The sequence below is a fragment of the Fictibacillus aquaticus genome (assembly GCF_002245695.1).
Taxonomy (GTDB): domain Bacteria; phylum Bacillota; class Bacilli; order Bacillales; family Fictibacillaceae; genus Fictibacillus; species Fictibacillus aquaticus.
Window position 1 is genome coordinate 335,027 of record NZ_NOII01000003.1, and the last position, 20,772, is coordinate 355,798.

Sequence of the window (20,772 nt, forward strand, 5' to 3'; positions counted from 1 at the left end):
TTTTTGGATTATTTTTCCTTATACTGCAAATACTAATCCTAACTTATTTATAGAGTCAGAGAAGAAGGGAGTTAACCATGGAAAAGCTAATGATTGAAGGCGGCTTCCCGCTAGAGGGGACCGTTCATATAAGCGGGGCAAAAAACAGTGCGGTGGCGCTCATTCCAGCTACTATTCTTGCGGAATCTACAGTAACGATCGACCATCTGCCGAATATTTCCGATGTCAGGCTGCTTCGGGATCTGCTTGAGGAGATCGGCGGAGAAGCAGAGCTTGATGAGAACAACTCACTTACAGTCAACCCTGCCAACATGATTTCAATGCCTCTTCCGAACGGAAAAGTAAAAAAGCTGCGTGCTTCTTATTACTTGATGGGCGCCATGCTCGGCCGTTTCAAGAAAGCCGTTATCGGTCTTCCAGGCGGGTGCAATCTTGGTCCAAGGCCGATCGATCAGCACATAAAAGGCTTTGAAGCGCTTGGCGCAAAGGTGACGAACGAGCAGGGCGCGATCTATCTTCGTGCAGATGAGCTTATTGGTGCACGCATCTATCTCGATGTGGTGAGCGTTGGAGCAACGATCAACATCATGCTCGCAGCCGTCCGTGCCAAAGGACAGACGATCATCGAAAATGCCGCGAAAGAGCCTGAAATTATTGACGTGGCTACTCTTTTAACAAGCATGGGAGCAAAGATCAAAGGTGCCGGTACAGATGTGATCCGCATCGAGGGTGTAGATAAGCTGCACGGCTGCCGCCACTCAATAATTCCTGACCGTATCGAAGCAGGGACGTACATGATCTTAGCGGCAGCGATGGGACAGCAGGTCGTGATCGATAACGTGATCCCGCTGCACTTAGAGTCGCTGATCGCCAAGCTTCGCGAAATGGGTGTAGCGATCGAGACGATGGATGATCAGGTGCTTGTCCATTCAAGCCACAGGCCGCTTAAGAGCGTAGATATTAAAACATTAGTGTATCCTGGTTTCCCGACCGATCTGCAGCAGCCTTTCACTTCACTTTTAACAAGAGCAGAAGGGACGAGCATCGTGACAGACACGATCTACAGCGCCCGCTTTAAGCATATTGACGAACTGCGCCGCATGGGTGCGAACGTGAAGGTTGAAGGACGTTCATCCATCATTAACGGTCCGGCTAAGCTTGAAGGTGCTAAAGTGAAGGCAAGCGACCTTCGAGCAGGAGCAGCTCTTGTCGTTGCTGGACTGATGGCTGAAGGCGTGACAGAAATCTCTGGTCTTGAGCACATTGACCGCGGATATGAGTCTCTTGTAGATAAACTTTCAGGACTCGGTGCAAAAATATGGCGTGAAAACATGGACGCCGAAGAAATGCAGGAAATGAAGAATTCGTAAAAAGATATAAAAAAAATCGCCTGGCAGCAGGCGGTTTTTAATGACTATAACTGTAAGCGTTACCATATTAAGGAGAGTGGGACTATGGAAAGAAGCTTATCTATGGAATTGGTTCGAGTAACAGAAGCAGCAGCACTTGCATCCGCACGATGGATGGGGCGGGGCAAGAAAGATGAGGCAGATGATGCAGCAACAACCGCGATGCGCAACGTATTTGATACGATTCCGATGAAAGGAACCGTCGTAATTGGAGAAGGCGAGATGGACGAAGCGCCTATGCTTTATATCGGCGAGAAACTTGGAACGGGATACGGTCCGCGTGTAGACGTAGCTGTCGATCCGCTGGAAGGAACGAATATCGTCGCATCGGGAACATGGAACGCGCTGGCGGTACTTGCGGTTGCTGACCACGGAAACCTTTTGCACGCTCCTGATATGTATATGGATAAAATTGCAGTAGGACCAGAAGCAGTCGGAATGATCGACATTAACGCGTCAGTCACAGATAACCTTCGTGCGGTCGCAAAAGCAAAGAACAAAGAGATCGAGGACGTTGTGGCAACAATACTTAACCGCCCGCGCCACGAAAAAATCATCCAGGAAATCAGAGAAGCTGGAGCCCGTATCAAGCTTATCTCAGACGGAGATGTAGCAGCGGCGATCAATACCGCGTTTGAAGGAACAGGAGTTGATATCCTGTTCGGATCAGGCGGCGCACCAGAAGGCGTTATCGCAGCAGTTGCGCTGAAATGCCTCGGCGGCGAAATTCAAGGCAAGCTCCTGCCGCAGGATGATGCGGAGCTAGAGCGCTGCATCAAGATGGGAATCACAGACGTGAACCGTGTCCTTCGCATGGAAGACCTTGTGAAAGGCGACGACGCGATTTTTGCAGCAACAGGCGTGACAGACGGGGAACTTTTAAAAGGTGTTCAGTTTAAAGGATCCATCGGCACGACTCAATCTGTTGTCATGCGTGCTAAATCGGGTACAGTCCGATTCATCGACGGCACTCACAGCTTGAAGAAAAAGCCTGATCTAGTAATCAAGCCATAAAGAGTTTTTGGGAAAAACGTGCGGCAGGCTGCGCGCTTTTCCCTTTTCTCTTATAAGGGATTGCAGTCCTGTTTGATTAATGGGGTTTATTGTGGTTAAAATAAGAAGTAATATTTTTATACCAAATCTTTCTCCTTTTTTATTCCTTCCTTAAAACCTTTGAATCCCAATTGCTTTACTTTAGATGAAAAAACGATATAGATAAGTGTGGTGTCATTATGGGTATTTTACTATCCGATTTAGAGAACAAAAAATTAAAAGAGCTTTACGAACTGGCAAAAGAATATAAAGTGGCTTATTACGGCAAGCTGACGAAACGAGAGCTGATGATCTCGATCCTAAAGGCACAGGCGGAAAAGGATGGCTTCTCGTTCATGGAAGGAATCCTTGAAATCATCCCGACTGAAGGCTTTGGCTTCTTGCGTCCGATCAACTATTCGCCGAGCTCGCAGGACATTTACATCTCTGCGTCACAGATCCGCCGCTTTGAGCTGAGAAACGGCGACAAAGTATCCGGAAAAGTGCGTCCGCCAAAGGAAAACGAACGTTACTACGGCTTGCTTCAGGTAAACATGGTTAACGGCGAAGACCCGGAAACAGCGAAGGACCGCGTTCACTTCCCGGCACTGACAGCACTTTATCCTGACCAGAAAATGGTGATGGAAACCGACGGAAAGAACCTTTCCACGCGTATCATCGACATGATCGCACCAGTCGGCTTCGGCCAGCGCGGACTGATCGTGGCACCGCCTAAAGCAGGTAAAACGAGCCTGATCAAAGAAATCGCGCACAGCATAACAACAAACAATCCGGATGTCGAGCTGATCGTCCTTTTAATCGACGAGCGTCCTGAGGAAGTAACCGACATCGAGCGTTCTGTAAAAGGCGACGTTGTCAGCTCAACGTTTGATGAAGTGCCGGAGAATCATATTAAGGTAGCAGAGCTTGTTCTTGAACGTGCGATGCGCCTTGTTGAGCATAAGAAAAACGTTGTCATCCTGCTCGACAGCATCACACGTCTAGCACGTGCCTACAACCTGGTTATCCCGCCAAGCGGCCGTACGCTTTCCGGAGGTATTGACCCGGCTGCGTTCCACCGTCCGAAGCGTTTCTTCGGGGCTGCCCGAAACATTGAAGAAGGCGGCTCACTGACAATCCTTGCGACAGCTCTTGTTGAAACAGGCTCGCGTATGGATGATGTGATTTATGAAGAATTTAAAGGTACAGGAAACATGGAGCTCCACCTAGACCGCAAGCTGTCCGAACGCCGTATCTTCCCGGCGATCGACATTCGCCGTTCTGGTACGAGAAAAGAAGAGCTGCTTATCGAAAAAGAGCATCTTGAGCACCTGTGGTCGATCCGTAAAACGATGGTCGACTCCATCGATTTTGTTGATTCCTTCATGAAGCGATTAAAGCGCACACCGAACAACGAAGCCTTTTTTGAGATGTTTGAGGCTGAGAAAAATGGATCAGCTAAACGCACGAAAACACTGCAAAATTAGAATATTTTTCTGACCAGCAGGCTGTTGCAAATGCCGTATGTCCCTGTTATACTGTTTTTATGTGTTTATTTAACTCTGGCTCTTCCTCGGAATCCAGGGCAGAAGGAGTGATAACGATGAAAGAAGCTATTCATCCAAACTATAAAAAGGTTCTTTTTGTAGATGCACAAAGCGGATTCACTTTCCTTTCCGGTTCTACATTGTCTTCTAACGAAACAATGAAGTGGGAAGATGGAAACGAATACCCAGTGATCAAAGTGGATATCAGCTCTGACACTCATCCGTTCTACACTGGCCGTCAGAAGTTTACTGACGTTGGTGGACGTGTTGACCGCTTCAAAAAGAAATACAACATGAAGTAATCAAAAGGGCAAGTTATCTTGCCCTTTTTTTTCACTTTAAATAGAGCAAAAACTTTTTAACGATGGAGAAATCCAACGTTGTCAAAAAGTTTACGAATAAAGTATAAGGTCAACTAAGGCTGACTTTAAGGCTTGGCGTCAGCCAAGTTTTCTTTATCTTCATTTTCATGTTTTTAACCATAAATCCGTGAGTTTTTGGCGGGTTTTTTACACTTTTAGGAAGTAAAACTTTTTAGCGCAGAAGTTTATCGACGTCATTAAAAAGTTAAAGTTTAAAGTATAAGTGCAACTAGGGCTGACTTAAAAGACTTGGCGTCAGCCGAGTTTTCTTTATATGCCGGTACATACTAAAAAGAATGAGGACAAGCGAAAGGGGGAACCGGAACATGTATATCACAAAGCATCACGGATGGCTCGAGCTCATCTGCGGAAGCATGTTTTCAGGGAAATCGGAGGAACTGATTCGCAGAGTGCGGCGCGCTACATACGCGAGGCAGCAGGTACAGGTGTTTAAGCCGCAGATCGACAACCGCTACAGCGAAGAATCGGTTGTCTCGCATAACGGATCGGCTGTTCTGGCAGAGCCTGTTGAGCGTTCTGTCGATATTTTAAAAAATGTGCGTCCGGAAACAGAAGTTGTAGCGATTGACGAAGTCCAATTTTTTGATATGGACATCATCCCAGTCGCACAGGAGCTTGCCGATCAAGGTATGCGCGTAATCGTCGCCGGACTTGACCAGGACTTCAGAGGAGAGCCGTTCGGGCCAGTTCCTGAACTGATGGCCCTCGCTGAGCACGTGACGAAGCTTCAGGCTATCTGCCAAGTGTGTGGTTCCCCAGCAAGCCGTACGCAGCGCCTGATCAACGACGCGCCCGCATCATACGACGACCCGATCATCCTAGTCGGAGCATCAGAATCATACGAACCACGCTGCCGCCACTGCCATAAAGTGCCCGGCAAAAAGCGCAACGAACTCAAAAACGATGCGTTGAATCAATAAATAGATGCTGAGAAAGCCAATAATCCCTTAGGGTTATTGGCTTTTTTGTTTGGGTGGTTGTTGAACTTAGTTTTGGTTTGTATTTTCATCGAAGCCAAAACGGGTTTGGTACCAAGAGACAAAACCGTTATTGGTACCAAACCCCTCTGTGGGCTACTGTGGGTTGCGGAGGAGCAAAAGAAGGGTCGGTTCATGGTCTTGGTTTTAGAGAGCATCTATTGGAGGCGTGAGGATATATAAATTCATTTATTTAATTGCTTAAGCTGACTCATTCTTTATCATCTTTGAATACTTCATTGAGTAAGTTGATCGCAGTGTAAGGCGCCGACTCCAGCGGGACAAGCGGTCAGGTGAGACACTCAATGGCGCATAGCGGCGAGTGGCTCACCGCCTGCCCCGCGGAAAGCGTGCGCCTGAAACGGAGATCAACCACTTCTCTGAATCCTTTAATAAGAAGTAAAAAATTTCTAACATGCTATACATCCATTTTGGGGATTTTAAGGGATACGGGAGGTCTATGCTGTGAGGAAGTGGATCTTCAGCTTATCAGCGGTTGTGCTTCTCGGCGCATGTTCTTCGCCTGTTAAGCCGCCTGAGGCACTGCAAAACAAGACAGAGCCCGCTGCATATGAGAGCAAAAAGGAATTCCGTGACAACCTGTTCGGCCATGGCATCGTGAACTATCATCTGACGAAAAACGAGCCGCATATCAACTATTCCACAGACACGAACATGAACCCGCACGACTACCGGACGATGAATACGACGAGGTTCGATATTTCGGACGATCAGGATAATATCCGGAGTGTGGTGAAGACCCAGACAGGGATTGAGCCGCAGATGGTCAGCATCAACGGCAACTATGCCCATATTCATGTGAACGTTCCTTCAGATACGTCCAAAAAGGAACGCGGCCAGATTCGCCGAAAAGTCATGAACGCCGTCAAGATAGCCGTTCCACGCTACAACTACTCGTTAAAGATCGACTAGCAATAAAAAAGAGCCGCATACCGCCGGCTCTTTTCTCCTTATTTAACGCGCCTCGCAGCTTGCTGGACAGGATCCCATGAGCCGTTGTAAGGCGGTGCATAGCTTAAATCAAGGTCGACCAGATCGTCTATTGTCATTTCGCTGTGAAGTGCGGTGGCGATGACATCAATCCGTTTATCGACCCCTTTTTTACCGATAATCTGAGCTCCGAGCAGTTTTTTGCTATCTTTGTCAAAAAGCAGTTTCAGCTGCATTTTTTCCGCCCCTGGATAGTAGCCGGCATGATCTTTTGCCGTAATCGTTACGCTGTCATAGTTCATCCCCAGCTTTTCCGCTTCTTTTATGGAAACCCCTGTTTTCCCTAGCGTCAAATCCATGAATTGAATGATCGACGTACCGACAATTCCTTTGAAAGGCCGTTTAATGCCAGCCATGTTCAGCCCAGCAATGTGGCCTTGTTTATTAGCTGTTGTGCCGAGCGGGATGTGGTCATCCAGCTTTTTTACAAGATGATATTGAGTGGCGCAGTCCCCAGCAGCGTAAATGCCTTCAACGTTCGTCTGCATAAACTCATCGACAAAGATCACGCCCCTGTCATTCAGCTTGACCCTAGAATTTTTAAGAAAACCGGTGTTCGGAGTAACGCCGACAGAAACGATCACAAGGTCGGTCATGTAATCCTTTTTGGCTGTTTTAACGAACTGAACCCGGTCATCTCCTTTAAAACCGAGCACTTCTTCATTAAGGCAGACCTCGATACTGTGTTTTTCCGCTTCCTCTAAAATGAGGGAAGCCATGTCATCGTCAAAAATGCCCGCAATTTGCGAACTTCGCTGGATAATGCGCACGTTCTTGCCGATGTGTTTCATGTTTTCCGCCATTTCTAGTCCGATATAGCCGCCGCCGATGATGGTCACTTCACGGACATCATCGCTCAAATCTGAAAGAAGCCGCTCCATGTCGGGTATGGTTTTGACGACATGTACGCCGTTTAAATGCGTACCATTCCAGTCGGGCATGAGAGGACTGACGCCGGACGCGACGAGCAGCTTATCGTAAGTGAAGGTGAAAGGCTCTTTTGTCTTAGTATGTATTCCCGTCACTTGCCTAGTTTGCTCATCAACCCCTGTCACTTCATGAAACGTGCGGGCATCGATTTTATATTTGTCGCGAAATGTCTCTACAGAGCGAGCAATCAGCTTTTCCGCGGATGGAATAAGTCCTCCGGCTACGTACGGCAGACCGCACTGGCCGTAGGAATAAATCCCGCCTTTTTCAAAAACGGTGATATCCGCATTTTCATTGTGTCTGATAATCTGCATGGCAGCACTCATGCCGGCTGCATCGCCGCCAATAATGCAATATTTCATCTTTTACAGCCCCTTTCTTGCTTCTAACATCTCATTATTCCCTAATTCGTTTAGTGCTTAACCTATATTTTTCGAGAAACGGCGTAATATTCCTTTCTGACCAACATTAACGCGCTGGGAAAATCGAAACTTATCGTAAAAGAAAGAGGTGGACGCTTTGCTTGAAATCAAATCAAACGGTCCGGACTGGAACTCTCCGTCGGAACCGGTCACTCACCTGCTGAAGCTGCTGGATAAAAAGCCGCTGGATCCAGTTTATGAGGCGATGGGGAATTTTATTGTGAAGAACAAGAAGAAAGTAGCAGAGGATCCTCACTATGCAGGCAGTACGCAGTTTTTTGGCCATTTCGCGACTGTTCCATTCTGCTTTAATATCATCACTGATGAAAAAGTAGTCATTGAGGAGCTGACAAAAGCAATCAGGATGAATCAGAACCGCTTGGATTATGAACGTCTCCGCAAAAACATGTTCTAAAAATTGTAAATAAATCAGCGATAAGTGATAATTTAATCATCAATCAAAGAGAGCTGGTGGATGATGGAGTGTCTGGTGAAATCGCTGAATGTCGGGATGCCCGGCTTGCTGCAGGTGAATGGAAAAGAAGTGCGGTCTGCTTTTGTGAAAACGCCTTCTGAACAGCCGGTATTTCTGCATTCTCTCAATTTTGAAGGAGACGGGCAAGGAAACCTGGAAGTACACGGAGGCGTGGATAAAGCGGCATGCGCCTATCCTTATGAGCATTACCCTCATTGGGAGAAAGAACTGGGCGCTGTAATGCCTGCCGCATCATTCGGGGAGAATTTGACGCTCACTGGCATGACCGAAGATTCCGTGTGCATCGGTGACATTTGGCGGATGGGAGAAGCTGTACTGCAAGTGTCTGAGCCGCGCCAGCCGTGTGCCAAGCTCGGTGCAAGGCATAACCGGCCTGACCTTGTGAAAAAAGTAGCCGATACTGGATTTACCGGCTATTATTTCAGAGTGCTGCAGGAAGGATATGTGCAAAAAGGAGATTATGCGGTGCTCGAACAACGGCCTTATCCTGGCGTAACGGTCCAATTTGTGAACGGCGCGATCTATAAAAAACCAGAGCGAGCCGATCTCGAGCGGATTCTGCAGTGTGATGCGCTTGCGAGCGGTCTGCGTCAATCCTTCGAAAAGAAAATGAGGAATCTTTTTCCTGCTTCTTTATAGACGATTCATGTTCTTTTTTAGGTAAATAAGGGAAAAGGACTGTAAGAAGGTGTCTATAAAAAGGGGTGGCCGTAATGGAGACGAAAATTAATCTTGAAGATTACAAGATGCCAGCTGAAGTGACGCATCCAGTTGAAGCATCCCCGAAAGTTCCGAGCAATCCTAACCTTGCGAGTGATTTTCATAAAGCGCTGATGAACATGATCAATGAGTTTGACGCGCAGCTCGACCACGAGCATGAGGTCGGCATGAAGCTCGTCTCGTTCGGCAAGACCATTCAGTTTCACGTATCACAGATTGGCTATGTGAACCCGAGCTTAATCACATTCGCGGGATTCACGCCAGAAGAACATCCAGTCAAACTGATTCAGCATGTGTCGCAGCTCAGCTTCCTTCTCATGGAAGTAAAACGCTTGAAGCCTGAGGAACCGAAAAAAAGAATCGGTTTTACAATTGAAGGATAAAGGACAAGCTTTTCTTGAGATTGTTTTATCAAGAGAAGCTCTTTTTCTGCACTTTTTGAAATACAGTTGAGACTTGTACGGCAAAAGCATATAATTAGAATGTTATGCAACGATAAATGAGGTGAAAAGCGTGTTTGAACGTTTAGAAACGATTGAAGCCCGATATGATAAATTGAACGAACTATTAAGCGATCCAGAAGTGATCAGCGATAACAATAAACTGCGCGACTATTCGAAAGAGCAGTCTCAGCTGCAGGAGCAGGTTGCGGTCTATCGCGAGTATAAAGAAGCAAAAGAGCAGCTTGACGGCGCAAAGCTTATGCTTGAAGAGAAGATGGACGCTGAAATGACGGCGATGGTAAAAGAAGAGATCAATGAGTTAGAAGAGCAGATCGAGGATTTTGTCGCGCGTCTGAAAGTACTTCTTCTTCCGAAAGATCCGAACGATGACAAGAACGTTATCGTCGAAGTTCGCGGAGCAGCAGGCGGAGACGAAGCAGCATTGTTTGCCGGCGACCTTTACCGCATGTACAGCCGTTATGCGGAAGTTCAAGGATGGAAGACAGAAGTTATTGAAGCATCCTATACCGAGCTTGGCGGCTACAAAGAAATCATTTTCATGATCAGCGGTAACGGCGCTTATTCGAAGCTGAAGTATGAGAACGGTGCCCACCGCGTGCAGCGTGTTCCAGCGACAGAGTCGGGCGGACGCATTCATACGTCTACTGCAACTGTAGCCGTTCTTCCGGAAGCAGAAGAAGTAGAAGTTGAGATTCACGAGAAAGATGTTCGTGTTGATACGTTCACTTCTTCAGGCCCTGGTGGACAGTCTGTTAACACGACACAGTCTGCGGTACGTTTGACGCATTTGCCAACAGGTACAGTCGTGTCGTGTCAGGATGAGAAGTCTCAGATCAAAAATAAAGAAAAAGCGATGAAAGTTCTTCGTGCCCGTGTGGCGGATAAAATTCGTCAGGAAGAGCAAAAGAAATATGATGAGTCGCGTAAATCTGCCGTTGGTACAGGTGACCGCTCTGAGCGTATCCGTACGTACAATTTCCCGCAAAACCGTGTAACAGACCACCGTATCGGTCTGACAATCCAGAAGCTTGACCAGATCCTTCTTGGAAAACTGGATGAGTTCGTCGAGGCGCTTATTACAGAAGACCAGACGAGCAAGATGAAAGCACAGGCGGAAAGCTAAAATGAAACATATACACGAAGCCCTGTCTTGGGCTTCTTCTTTTTTAGAGAGCAAAGGGCGGGAAGGATTCGCGGCAGAAATCCTTTTACGGCACGTGCTCGGCGGATTATCCCGGACTGAACTGATGATGAAGATGCGCGATGAGATAAAAGCAGATGAGCTGGCCGCGTTTAAACAGGCAGTATACCTTCATGGAGAAGGCGAGCCAGTCCAGTATATTACCGGGCATGAAGAGTTCTACGGCCGTAAGTTTTCTGTAAACCACGAGGTGCTCATCCCAAGACCGGAAACGGAAGAACTCGTAGACCACATGCTCGGACTTGCTGAAAAATATCACCATATCCGAAAAGTGGTCGATGTCGGAACAGGAAGCGGCGCCATCTCTGTGACGCTTGCGCTTGAGAACGAAAAGCTGGATTTATATACGGTGGATATTGCTGAAGCGTCGATCGAGGTGGCAGAGAAAAATGCGGCTGCACTTGGTGCTAAAGTGGAGTTCCTGCACGGCGACCTTCTGCAGCCGCTCATACAGCGCGGCATGAAAGTCGATGCGGTCGTATCGAACCCGCCGTATATTCCAGAAGCGGATATTCTGGAACTCGAGACGATCGTCAAAGACCGAGAGCCTTACCGTGCACTGAGCGGAGGAACAGACGGCCTCGATTTTTACCGCCGTTTCATGGAAGAGCTGCCCCTCGTTTTGAACGACGGAGCAGTTGTCGGCTTTGAAGTCGGAGCCGGTCAAGGTGAGGTCGTCGCAGAAATGCTCCGCCTCACATTCCCAGGCGCACTCGTCTACGTCAAACACGACATCTCAGGCAAAGACAGGATGGTCTTCGCGGAAGGAATCACAATTAGTGAATAATAATTCTCTCAAAAGATTCATTTCTAAAGGCTCATTTCTTAAGATTGTACTTCTTAGCCATTTTTTAATACTTCGTTGATTTAGTTGATTGGAGTGTAAGGTGCCGACTCCTCGAAAATGAAAGTTCACATTTTCTTCGTGCGATGTCTTGCTGCCGTAGCCTTCCTTGTCCTGCGGGACGAGCGGGAAGGTGAGACCCTTTAATGGCGCATAGCGACGAAGGGGCTCACCGCCCGCCCCGCGGAAAGCGAGCAACCTGGAGCGGAAATCAACTGCTTCTTGCAAGCCCTTTTAAAAAAATGATAGTTTGCTAGTATGTTTTTTCTCAATTCTGTTCACACTGTTCTCATGAGGTTGAAAGGGGACGGTTGGGGATGAAGAAGAGACAAAAACGCAATCATTTTATTTTTATTCTATTGATTTCATTAGCGGTAATGTTCTTATTTTTTGAAACACAAACAAAGGTGGCAAACGCCACGTTAAATAGCTCAGTAGAGATTCCGGATGAGTCAATCCGCCTCCGCATTCTTGCTAACAGCGACAATGCGTCTGATCAGCTGCTGAAGCGCCAGATCCGCGATGAAGTGAACAAGCAGATCACGACTTGGGTTGGCGGCATCGAGGATATCGAGCAGGCAAGAGAAGTAATCAAATCACAGCTTCCGGCGATCGAAAAGATAGTGAAGCAAGAACTGAAGCAGCTTGGCGCAAAAAGAGAGTTCACGGTCGATTTCGGCAAAGTAGCATTTCCGACGAAAATGTACGGCGATTACGTGTACCCGGCAGGAAACTATGAAGCCGTATTGATCACACTTGGAGAAGGAACTGGCGCCAACTGGTGGTGCGTACTCTTCCCGCCTCTTTGCTTCCTTGATTTTGAAAACGGCGATGCAGTAAAGACTGCTGATGAAAAAGAAGGCAAGACAGCCGGCAAGAATGATATGCTTCAGGCGGATGCTGCGTCCTCTGAAGAAGAAGAGACGGTGCAGACAAAGTTTTTCCTGGTCGAATTGTTCAGTTCACTGTTTGACGCACTTGGAACATTATTCTCCTAAATGAACATAAAATGATCGCGATTTTCATAGAGTAGAAGAAAAGAAGGCTTTCATCTTGATGAGATGGGCCTTTTGCTTCTTTTAAGACAATGAAAATGACCATATAGGAGAGGATAAATAATGGGAATTATATTGCGCCAAGCAATGGCATTTGAATCAGGCGACATCCTGAGCCTTGTCGGAAAAGCGGGGCTTACAGCAGAAGGCATCCAGGAGAGCATCGGCAATTATCTCGTCGTAGAAAACAGCGACGGCGAGACGATCGGGACGGTCGGACTCGAGAGGATGGGAGAGGACGGGCTGCTTCGTTCTTTTGTTCTAAAGCAGGACTATTCCACTGAATCTCTATTGCTTAAGCTGATGGACAAGATTTTGGTATACTCTAAGAAAAAGGGCGTAAAGACGATCTATCTACTGACAAAATCCGTTTCTTTCTTTGAACAGCTGTCTTTTATCCCTGTAAAAAATGAAGAAATACCTGAGCATATTAAGAATTCAGCGCACTATAAGAACAATGCGGAAGAAAAAGTGGTATTGCTGTCTTATCCGCTGCATTAACGTTGCCCACAATTTGTCCACATTATAAACAGTTATGTGTATAACTCTGTGGATATAAAAGTTTTGTATTGTAACGGTTTACAATGCGGATGGCTGCTATACCTGAAAGGAATGCAAAACATGATGCCATATAAAACCACGGTGTGGACTGTGGATAACTTTGAGCAAATTTCCGAAAAAAATACACAGCTTATCCAAGCCTCCCTGTGGATAAAGAAGGATGAAGTCGTTGCTTTTCCTACCGAGACGGTTTATGGGCTAGGCGGTAACGCACTCAGCGATCAGGCAATCTCAAGAATTTACGAAGCAAAAGGGCGTCCGAGTGACAATCCTCTCATCGTGCACATCGCAGAAGAAGGGCAGCTGAAGGAGCTAGCCGCTGAAATTCCTGAAAAAGCAAGAATCCTCATGGAAAATTTTTGGCCAGGTCCGTTGACGATCATTTTTCCTAAAGGAATTAAAGTAAGCTCGAAAGTGACCGGCGGACTGGATACCGTAGCAGTGCGAATGCCAGATCATCCTGTTGCACTGGCGTTTATTAAGGCGTGCGGTGTACCGCTCGCAGCTCCGAGCGCCAACCTTTCCGGCAAGCCGAGCCCGACATCGGCTGGTCACGTATTTGATGATCTTTCCGGACGCATTCCAGGGATTGTGGATGGCGGACAGACCGGAATCGGAGTGGAATCCACGGTTGTGGACTGTTCTGTGGACGGCGCGGTCACGATTCTCCGTCCGGGAGGGGTGACAAAGGAGCAGCTCGAAGAAGCACTTGGCTCTGAAGTCGGGCTTGACCCTGCTTTTACCGAAAAAGAAGCGGCACCAAAGTCTCCGGGCATGAAATATACACATTACGCACCAGATGCTCCTTTTGTACTTGTGGATGGTTCTCGTGAATTTATCCAGTCGCTTGTGGATAAAGCAAGAGCGGAGGGCCGCCGAGCAGGTGTGATGACGACAGCTGAAAATGAAAAGTTCTATAATGCCGATGCTGTTATCCCAGCAGGGGAGAGGAGCCGCCCTGAAACCGTGGCAGCTGCCCTTTATGATACACTGCGAACGTTTAACGAAGCGAAGGTAGATGTTATATACGGTGAAGTGTTCCCGAAAACTGGAGTCGGTTACGCGATCATGAACCGGCTTGAAAAATCGGCGGGTGGGAACATCGTGGCCGAGAATAAGTAAGAAAAACTAGTTGGGGTACGGTACGCCAAACTATCTAAATATCGTGAAAATCATTCCATACAAAATGCCTGCGCCGTCAATCGGCTGCAGGCATTTCGTCTGTTAATGGGAGGGCGATGGTGAAGGTGCTTCCTTCGCCGACTTTGCTGTCGATCGAGATTTTACCGTTATGGTTCTCGACGATTTTGTAGCAGATCATGAGTCCGAGACCGGTGCCTTTTTCTTTTGTCGTGTAGAAAGGCTCACCAAGCGTCTTGATGCGGTCATCCTCAATGCCGCAGCCTTCGTCGGTGATGGAAGTCCAAATAAACCCGTCCTTCACATAAATGCGAACTCGAACAGTGCCGCCGTTTGGCATCGATTCAATCGCGTTTTTCAGGATATTGATAAAAACTTGCTTGATCTGGTTCTCCACACACCAGACGGATGGCAGATCTTTATCATAGTCAAAATAAATCTGGACGTTAAGAAGTATGGCCTGCGAATCAAGCAGGGAGATGACGTGATTGATCAGCTGCTTGATGTCGGTCAGAGTAAAGTTCATTGCTTGCGGCTTGGCGAGAAGCATGAACTCTCCGACGATGCCGTTGATCCGGTCGATCTCTGACAGCATGATGCTGTAATATTCGTTGTTCTCTTTCGCTCTGGATTGAAGCAGCTGCAAAAATCCTTTAATCGACGTGAGCGGGTTGCGAATCTCGTGCGCCACCCCGGCAGCGAGCTGACCGAGAACTGACAGCTTGTCCGATTTGCGCAGCATCTCTTCGGTTTTCTTGCGTTCAGTAAGATCGCGAGAAACAACGACTACGCTCTCAAGCTCGTTGTTTTCTTCGTTTACCACGGGCGTCGCCTGTGATTCGAGCAAAACAAAACCGCCATTTGCGTGCTTGCCCCGTGCCTCGAATTTAACGGGAAGCTTTGTTGCAGCCATCGTACGGAACGCGATCTTTGCCTTGGCGATATCCTCGCTGTTAAACAGCATAAGACCGTTTCTTCCGATGTAATGAGACGAATCAAAGCCAAGCAGCTGCCGTATCGATGGTGAAACATACGTGATCTTCCCTGCGGGTTCTGCAACTGCAATGAGATCCATCGTATTTTCCGCGATGATGCGGTACTTTTCTTCGCTGGCTCTCAGCGCTTTTTCCTTTTCTTTGCTTTCGGTAATATCTCTGGACATAGCAGACATCGCGATAACGTCCCCTTTGTCACCGAACACAGGGCTCAGTGACAGGCTGACGGTGATCCGCCTGCCTGTTTTATGGAGGCGGGTCGTTTCGTGGCTTTTGACGTATCCGCCTTTTTTCACGATGCTTAATAGCTGTTCTGATTCTTTTCTCATATCTTCTGGCACGATTGGCAGTATTTCAGCAGGAAAGTAACTGAGTTCCTCCGTGCTCCAGCCATATATTTCTTCGAATGCCGGATTGACCTGCGTGGTATTGTCAGCAAAGTTGATGATCGAGATGGCGTCCGTAGAATTATAGATAACGGCTTCGAGCAGTTCCTTCGTGTCGCGGAGCTCGCGTTCATAATTCTTTTTTTCCGTAATATCCTTGGCGATTCCGTACACTCCGAGCACCTGATCCATCACGATGATCGGCGTCAGCGTTAAATTGACGAAACGCCGCTCGCCGCTTTTTACGAGTACACTGATTTCATGTGTCTGAGGGGTGCCATTGATCGCTTCTTTAAATTGCTGTTCCGCATACGCATGCCGATTTTCCGGCAATAAAGGATGAAAAGTCATGCCCAGCAGTTCATTTTGTGTGAAGCCAGTCAAACATTCGCACGCTGGATTTACGGTTGTAAAGCGCCCGCTTAAATCGACAGAAAACAAAGCATCCATATTGTGCTCAATCAAGGAATGAAAACGCTGCTCGCTCTCAGCGAGCTGGCGTTCCATAACAACGCGCTCTGTCGTGTCCACGCAAAAACCATACACCTCCACGACCTCGTTATCCCGATAGACAGGCCCGATCGCGGCTAAAAAAGGGATGCCGTTCAACACAGACTCGTACGTAACGCTTTCTCCCTGCCATGCACGCTCGTAGCATTGCAGCTTGAACTGTGCGATTTCAGACGGGAAAATGTCTTTTACTGATTTTCCGATCACTTGCTCTCTCGTCAGGCCGAAAGCATCGAACAGTGGTCCTTCGCTCTCGGTCATGATCATCTCGCCGTTCTCTTTCTTGAACGTAAACGTCATGCTTTTTTGTTTGGAAATGCCTCCAGCTTTATAAGGATGAAGGGTTTCCTTACTATCGGCTAACTGAGGCGGTGAGTAGGATTCTTTCATGACGTTTTATAGCCTCCCTTGCAAGAGATTTAGTTAATAAACTATATACGCTAAAAGTCGTATAATCCCTTTTCTTTAACTGCTGAAAATATGCAATTGTACTTGTACATCTTTTTCTTCTATCTCTGTGTGGACGTGCATAGGTATAAGTAGCACATGGGAGGGAGTGAAAAGGTTGGCTGTAATCGGTGAATGGATGACGCTTTGGTTGATGTCTTTCGCCCTCGGCATGGACGCATTCTCCATCGGCCTTGGCATGGGGATGCTGGAACTGCGAAAAAAACAAATCCTGAAAATCGGAATGACGATCGGGCTGTTTCATATGATCATGCCGCTGCTTGGCATGACGCTAGGCAAGCAAATATCGGTCTATTTCGGCGGTATCGCCACAATGGTCGGAGGCTTCCTGCTGCTGTTGATGGGCATGCTGATGATACGTGCTTCCTTTTCAAAAGATAAAGAGTCGTTTATTACTCCAGTCGGCATCGGCTTGCTTCTGTTCGCTCTGAGTGTCAGCCTGGACAGCTTTTCTGTAGGGCTTTCTCTCGGCATCTACGGAGCCAAAACTGCTGCGGTCATCATCATGTTCGGGTTCATGAGCATGGTCCTCACTTGGGCAGGATTGCTCATGGGATCCAAAGTGCAGCAATGGCTCGGCTCCTACAGCGAAGCCCTCGGAGGCTGCATCCTCATGGCATTCGGCGCCAAACTGCTCTTTTAATTATTGGTTAATTGTTGGGGGTACGGTACCTTTTAGGACCGCCCGGGTGTGCCGCACGAGATAAGCAAGCGGGCGTCTGGGCGGTTTTTGACTCTTATTTGTGCTCATAACAGGAAAAGTGCATTTTTTACCCGTGAATTTTGATTTTTGCCCGCAAATTCCGATTTTTACCCGTAATTCTAGTTTTTTGCCCGTAAACACGAAAATCGTACACTCACGGCAGCTTTTGTCGCACAATCTGTTCATCCCAAATTTCTAGTTTTATGCTAGAGTGATAATCATAGAGGCACGGCTTTTATGTGTGCCCTTTTTTGGGAAAACTAGAGTAAGAGGTGACAGACGATCATGAACGTTTTGTTTGTGTGCACAGGAAATACATGCCGCAGTCCAATGGCAGAGGCTTTATTGAGAAATATGGGCAAAGGGCGGTTTGAGGTAAGGTCAGCTGGCGTTTTTTCAATGCCGGGTGCTCCGATCAGCCTGCATGCTGCAAAAGCGCTTGAGGAGCAGAGTGTGAGCCACTCCCACGCATCACAGGGGATGTCGGAGCAGCTGGCGGACTGGGCAGATGTTATTTTAACAATGACAGAGAATCATAAGTTTGCGATTATCCAGCAATGGCCGGAAGCGGTGGAAAAGACGTATACACTAAAAGAATTCGTGCTTGATGATGAGGAGCGGAAGGCGTTCGAGCAGCAGTATAAACTCATTGCCGAGATCGAAACACTGAAATCTTCCTTTCTAGCAGGCGGAGAAGCGCCTTCAGAAGAGCGGCAGGCACAGTTCAGCCAGGCGGTAGAGCCTCTTGTTAAAAAACTGCAGGAGCTTGAAAAGTCTGCGCCAAACCTGGATATTACGGATCCGTACGGCGGTTCGCTTGATTTATATAAAAAAACGCGGGACGAACTCGCTCAGTTGCTTGAAAAATTTATAAAAAAGTACGATAACTAAAGTAATAAAACATTGTACAATATTCGTAACAACAGATAAGGGAGCAGATGCAGATGAAAATTGTAATAGGATCGGATCATGCAGGCGTTCAGCTGCGAAAAGATATCGCGGCAATGCTGGAGGAAATGGGGCATGAAGTGGCAGATATGGGCTGTGAGTGCGACGTTTCGGTCGATTATCCAGATTATGCGATTCCTGTGGCATCACAGGTCGCAAACGGTGAAGCTGACCGCGGCATCCTTATTTGCGGGACGGGCATCGGCATGAGCATCGCGGCAAACAAAGTAAAAGGAATCCGCTGTGCGCTTGTACATGACCTTTTCAGCGCGAAGGCAACGCGCCAGCATAACGATTCAAACGTGCTGGCGATGGGCGAGCGTGTGATTGGTCCAGGCCTCGCGATGGAAATAGCGAAGGTTTGGGTGGAGACAGAGTATGAAGGCGGACGCCATGCACGCCGCGTAGATAAAATCACGGAATACGAAGGCAGATAAACGAAAGGACGAATAAGGAACGATGAGCGAAGAGCTTCAGCAAATTCAACGTCAGGTACTGCAGGCACTGCGGGACCTCCAAAAACAGGCGAGCTTACGGAGCGGTCAGCTCCTGGTTGTAGGAGCGAGTACGAGCGAAGTGATGGGGGAAAAGATCGGCACTTCAGGCACGATGGAAACGGCAAGCACACTTTATAACGGGATAAAAGAATTTCAGCATGAAACGGGAGTGATGCTCGCTTTTCAATGCTGCGAGCATTTAAACCGGGCGCTTGTCATGGAGCGTGCTGACGCTGAGAAAAAGGGCTACGAAGAAGTGCGCGTCGTGCCTGCACGCAGTGCGGGCGGTGCGCTGGCTACCCATGCTTACCATCATTTTGACGAGCCGGTTGTTGTCGAATACATTAAAGCTGATGCAGGCATTGATATTGGAGACACGTTTATTGGAATGCACTTGAAGCATGTTGCTGTTCCTGTCCGAAGTGAAATCAAGCAAGTTGGAGAAGCGCATGTTACTTTGGCCAAAACAAGGCCGAAGCTGATCGGCGGCGAACGGGCCGTCTATCCTTCGAAGGAAGACATCCGCTGCTTTTAATAACTAGCCGGAATAGCCGGGGTACGGTACCCCGGAAATAGTGAAACCTCCTGTCGCCTAATGACAGGAGGTTTCTTGTGTATTGGGAAGTCTCATAGTACTCAGCAAAATTCCCCCGTTAACTTTTAATATTAACCTTTTCAAGGATTACAAGAGTACGAACGATTATTAAAGAATTTTCAAAATTAATCGGAAATAGTAGAATAGTGGGGAAGAACAGAAACAGAAGTAATGTTACAATACAAAAGTGATGAAAAAACATATTGTACTTAAGGGGGAGCTAAGATGGAACAGCTAAGAAGCCAGGATCAGGAAGTATTTGCAGCCATTCAGGACGAGCTTAAGCGCCAGCGCACGAAGATAGAGCTTATCGCATCTGAAAACTTTGTCAGTGAGGCGGTTATGCAGGCGCAAGGGTCTGTGCTGACGAACAAGTACGCAGAAGGTTATCCGGGACGCCGCTATTACGGCGGCTGTGAGCATGTGGACGTAGTCGAGGACCTTGCACGCGACCGCGCGAAGAAAATCTTCGGTGCTGACCATGCAAACGTGCAGCCGCATTCCGGTGCACAAGCAAACATGGCAGTTTATTTTACTATTTTAGAGCAGGGCGATACGGTGCTCGGCATGAACCTGTCTCACGGCGGCCATCTGACTCACGGCAGCCACGTGAACTTCTCAGGCATTCAGTACAATTTTGTTGAGTACGGTGTAGACAAAGAAACACAGCGGATCGATTATGAAGACGTGCGACAGAAAGCACTTGAGCACAAGCCGAAGCTGATCGTAGCAGGGGCGAGTGCATATCCGCGTGCGATCGATTTTAAAAAGTTCCGTGAGATCGCGGATGAAGTGGAAGCATACTTGATGGTCGATATGGCGCATATCGCAGGTCTTGTTGCAGCTGGATTGCACGAGAACCCAGTGCCTTACGCAGATTTCGTGACAACGACGACACACAAGACACTTCGCGGACCTCGCGGCGGTATGATTCTTTGCAAAGAAGAATACGCGAAAAAGATCGACAAATCCATCTTCCCAGGGATCCAGGGCGGACCGCTCATGCACGTGATCGCGGCCAAAGCGGTAGCGTTCGGCGAAGCCCTCACAGACGAGTTCCGTGACTATGCGCAGCAGATCGTCGATAATGCGGCTCGTTTAGCCGAATCTCTGCAAAAAGAAGGATTGACGATCGTTTCCGGCGGTACAGACAACCACCTTCTTCTTCTTGATGTGAGCCAGCTGGCACTAACAGGAAAAGTGGCAGAAAAAGCGCTCGATGATATCGGGATCACGACGAACAAAAACACGATTCCATTCGATACGGAAAGCCCGTTCGTTACAAGCGGTATCCGCATCGGAACTGCGGCTGTCACTTCCCGCGGCTTCGGCTTAGAGGACATGGACGAGATCGCTTCGATCATTGGACTCGTGCTGAAAAACATCGAAGACGAAGAAAAGCTGAAGGAAGCAGCTGTACGAGTAGAAAAGCTCGCAGGCAAGTTCAAGCTTTACGAATAAGAATGTTGATAACGCCC

The 20,772-nt window shown here is 47.8% G+C and carries 21 protein-coding genes; 19 read left to right on the plus strand and 2 right to left on the minus strand.

Annotated features, from left to right (window positions below; translation table 11 throughout):
• Positions 1 to 77: 77 nt before the first annotated feature.
• The 6 genes from murA (at position 78) to CGZ90_RS12115 (ending at position 6,281) form a co-directional block, all read left to right on the plus strand.
• Positions 78 to 1,370 (plus strand): UDP-N-acetylglucosamine 1-carboxyvinyltransferase, encoded by a 1,293-nt coding sequence (gene murA, locus CGZ90_RS12090; protein ID WP_094252761.1) that lies wholly within the window; start codon positions 78 to 80, stop codon positions 1,368 to 1,370.
• Positions 1,371 to 1,454: 84 nt separating this feature from the next.
• Positions 1,455 to 2,423 carry a class II fructose-bisphosphatase gene (glpX, locus tag CGZ90_RS12095; RefSeq protein ID WP_094252762.1) on the plus strand — a complete coding sequence of 323 codons (969 nt, stop codon included), beginning with the start codon at positions 1,455 to 1,457 and terminating at the stop codon, positions 2,421 to 2,423.
• Between the two features lie 218 nt (positions 2,424 to 2,641).
• Positions 2,642 to 3,928 carry a transcription termination factor Rho gene (gene rho / locus CGZ90_RS12100; RefSeq protein WP_094252763.1) on the plus strand — a complete coding sequence of 429 codons (1,287 nt, stop codon included), beginning with the start codon at positions 2,642 to 2,644 and terminating at the stop codon, positions 3,926 to 3,928.
• Between the two features lie 116 nt (positions 3,929 to 4,044).
• Positions 4,045 to 4,290: a type B 50S ribosomal protein L31 gene (locus tag CGZ90_RS12105; protein ID WP_094252764.1), complete on the plus strand. Its 246-nt coding sequence runs from the start codon at positions 4,045 to 4,047 to the stop codon at positions 4,288 to 4,290.
• Positions 4,291 to 4,676: 386 nt separating this feature from the next.
• Positions 4,677 to 5,291, plus strand: a complete 615-nt coding sequence (locus CGZ90_RS12110) for a thymidine kinase (RefSeq protein WP_094252765.1) — start codon at positions 4,677 to 4,679, stop codon at positions 5,289 to 5,291.
• A gap of 522 nt (positions 5,292 to 5,813) precedes the next feature.
• Positions 5,814 to 6,281: a hypothetical protein gene (locus CGZ90_RS12115; RefSeq protein WP_094252766.1), complete on the plus strand. Its 468-nt coding sequence runs from the start codon at positions 5,814 to 5,816 to the stop codon at positions 6,279 to 6,281.
• Positions 6,282 to 6,319: 38 nt separating this feature from the next.
• Here CGZ90_RS12115 and CGZ90_RS12120 read toward each other — a convergent pair whose 3' ends face one another.
• Positions 6,320 to 7,651 (minus strand): FAD-dependent oxidoreductase, encoded by a 1,332-nt coding sequence (locus CGZ90_RS12120; protein ID WP_094252767.1) that lies wholly within the window; start codon positions 7,649 to 7,651, stop codon positions 6,320 to 6,322.
• A gap of 157 nt (positions 7,652 to 7,808) precedes the next feature.
• Between CGZ90_RS12120 and CGZ90_RS12125 the strand changes: the two genes are divergently transcribed.
• The 8 genes from CGZ90_RS12125 (at position 7,809) to CGZ90_RS12160 (ending at position 14,174) form a co-directional block, all read left to right on the plus strand.
• Positions 7,809 to 8,126: a hypothetical protein gene (locus tag CGZ90_RS12125; protein ID WP_094252768.1), complete on the plus strand. Its 318-nt coding sequence runs from the start codon at positions 7,809 to 7,811 to the stop codon at positions 8,124 to 8,126.
• A gap of 60 nt (positions 8,127 to 8,186) precedes the next feature.
• Positions 8,187 to 8,846, plus strand: coding sequence for an MOSC domain-containing protein (locus CGZ90_RS12130; RefSeq protein WP_240515420.1), 660 nt, complete (start codon positions 8,187 to 8,189; stop codon positions 8,844 to 8,846).
• 74 nt (positions 8,847 to 8,920) lie between these two features.
• The gene (locus CGZ90_RS12135; RefSeq protein WP_240515421.1) at positions 8,921 to 9,310 is read left to right on the plus strand and encodes a DUF6173 family protein; all 390 of its coding nucleotides are present in this window, start codon (positions 8,921 to 8,923) and stop codon (positions 9,308 to 9,310) included.
• Between the two features lie 130 nt (positions 9,311 to 9,440).
• Entirely contained in the window at positions 9,441 to 10,514 is a 1,074-nt protein-coding gene (gene prfA, locus CGZ90_RS12140; RefSeq protein WP_133063582.1) for a peptide chain release factor 1, read from the plus strand.
• Between the two features lies 1 nt (position 10,515).
• Positions 10,516 to 11,379, plus strand: coding sequence for a peptide chain release factor N(5)-glutamine methyltransferase (gene prmC / locus CGZ90_RS12145; protein WP_094252770.1), 864 nt, complete (start codon positions 10,516 to 10,518; stop codon positions 11,377 to 11,379).
• A gap of 374 nt (positions 11,380 to 11,753) precedes the next feature.
• Positions 11,754 to 12,434 carry a stage II sporulation protein R gene (gene spoIIR / locus CGZ90_RS12150; RefSeq protein WP_094252771.1) on the plus strand — a complete coding sequence of 227 codons (681 nt, stop codon included), beginning with the start codon at positions 11,754 to 11,756 and terminating at the stop codon, positions 12,432 to 12,434.
• A 120-nt stretch (positions 12,435 to 12,554) separates the two neighbouring features.
• Positions 12,555 to 12,992 (plus strand): GNAT family N-acetyltransferase, encoded by a 438-nt coding sequence (locus CGZ90_RS12155; RefSeq protein ID WP_094252772.1) that lies wholly within the window; start codon positions 12,555 to 12,557, stop codon positions 12,990 to 12,992.
• A gap of 120 nt (positions 12,993 to 13,112) precedes the next feature.
• Positions 13,113 to 14,174: an L-threonylcarbamoyladenylate synthase gene (locus CGZ90_RS12160; protein WP_240515422.1), complete on the plus strand. Its 1,062-nt coding sequence runs from the start codon at positions 13,113 to 13,115 to the stop codon at positions 14,172 to 14,174.
• 76 nt (positions 14,175 to 14,250) lie between these two features.
• On the opposite strand, the gene CGZ90_RS12165 is transcribed toward CGZ90_RS12160, so the two are convergent.
• Complete coding sequence (locus CGZ90_RS12165) at positions 14,251 to 16,473, minus strand: PAS domain S-box protein (protein WP_094252773.1); 2,223 nt, start codon at positions 16,471 to 16,473, stop codon at positions 14,251 to 14,253.
• 211 nt (positions 16,474 to 16,684) lie between these two features.
• Between CGZ90_RS12165 and CGZ90_RS12170 the strand changes: the two genes are divergently transcribed.
• The 5 genes from CGZ90_RS12170 (at position 16,685) to CGZ90_RS12190 (ending at position 20,755) form a co-directional block, all read left to right on the plus strand.
• Complete coding sequence (locus CGZ90_RS12170) at positions 16,685 to 17,194, plus strand: manganese efflux pump MntP (protein ID WP_094253127.1); 510 nt, start codon at positions 16,685 to 16,687, stop codon at positions 17,192 to 17,194.
• Positions 17,195 to 17,539: 345 nt separating this feature from the next.
• Complete coding sequence (locus CGZ90_RS12175; RefSeq protein WP_240515423.1) at positions 17,540 to 18,145, plus strand: low molecular weight protein arginine phosphatase; 606 nt, start codon at positions 17,540 to 17,542, stop codon at positions 18,143 to 18,145.
• 53 nt (positions 18,146 to 18,198) lie between these two features.
• The gene (gene rpiB / locus CGZ90_RS12180) at positions 18,199 to 18,639 is read left to right on the plus strand and encodes a ribose 5-phosphate isomerase B (RefSeq protein WP_094252775.1); all 441 of its coding nucleotides are present in this window, start codon (positions 18,199 to 18,201) and stop codon (positions 18,637 to 18,639) included.
• Positions 18,640 to 18,661: 22 nt separating this feature from the next.
• Positions 18,662 to 19,234 carry a TIGR01440 family protein gene (locus CGZ90_RS12185; protein WP_094252776.1) on the plus strand — a complete coding sequence of 191 codons (573 nt, stop codon included), beginning with the start codon at positions 18,662 to 18,664 and terminating at the stop codon, positions 19,232 to 19,234.
• A 285-nt stretch (positions 19,235 to 19,519) separates the two neighbouring features.
• Positions 19,520 to 20,755: a serine hydroxymethyltransferase gene (locus CGZ90_RS12190; protein ID WP_094252777.1), complete on the plus strand. Its 1,236-nt coding sequence runs from the start codon at positions 19,520 to 19,522 to the stop codon at positions 20,753 to 20,755.
• Positions 20,756 to 20,772 lie beyond the last annotated feature (17 nt).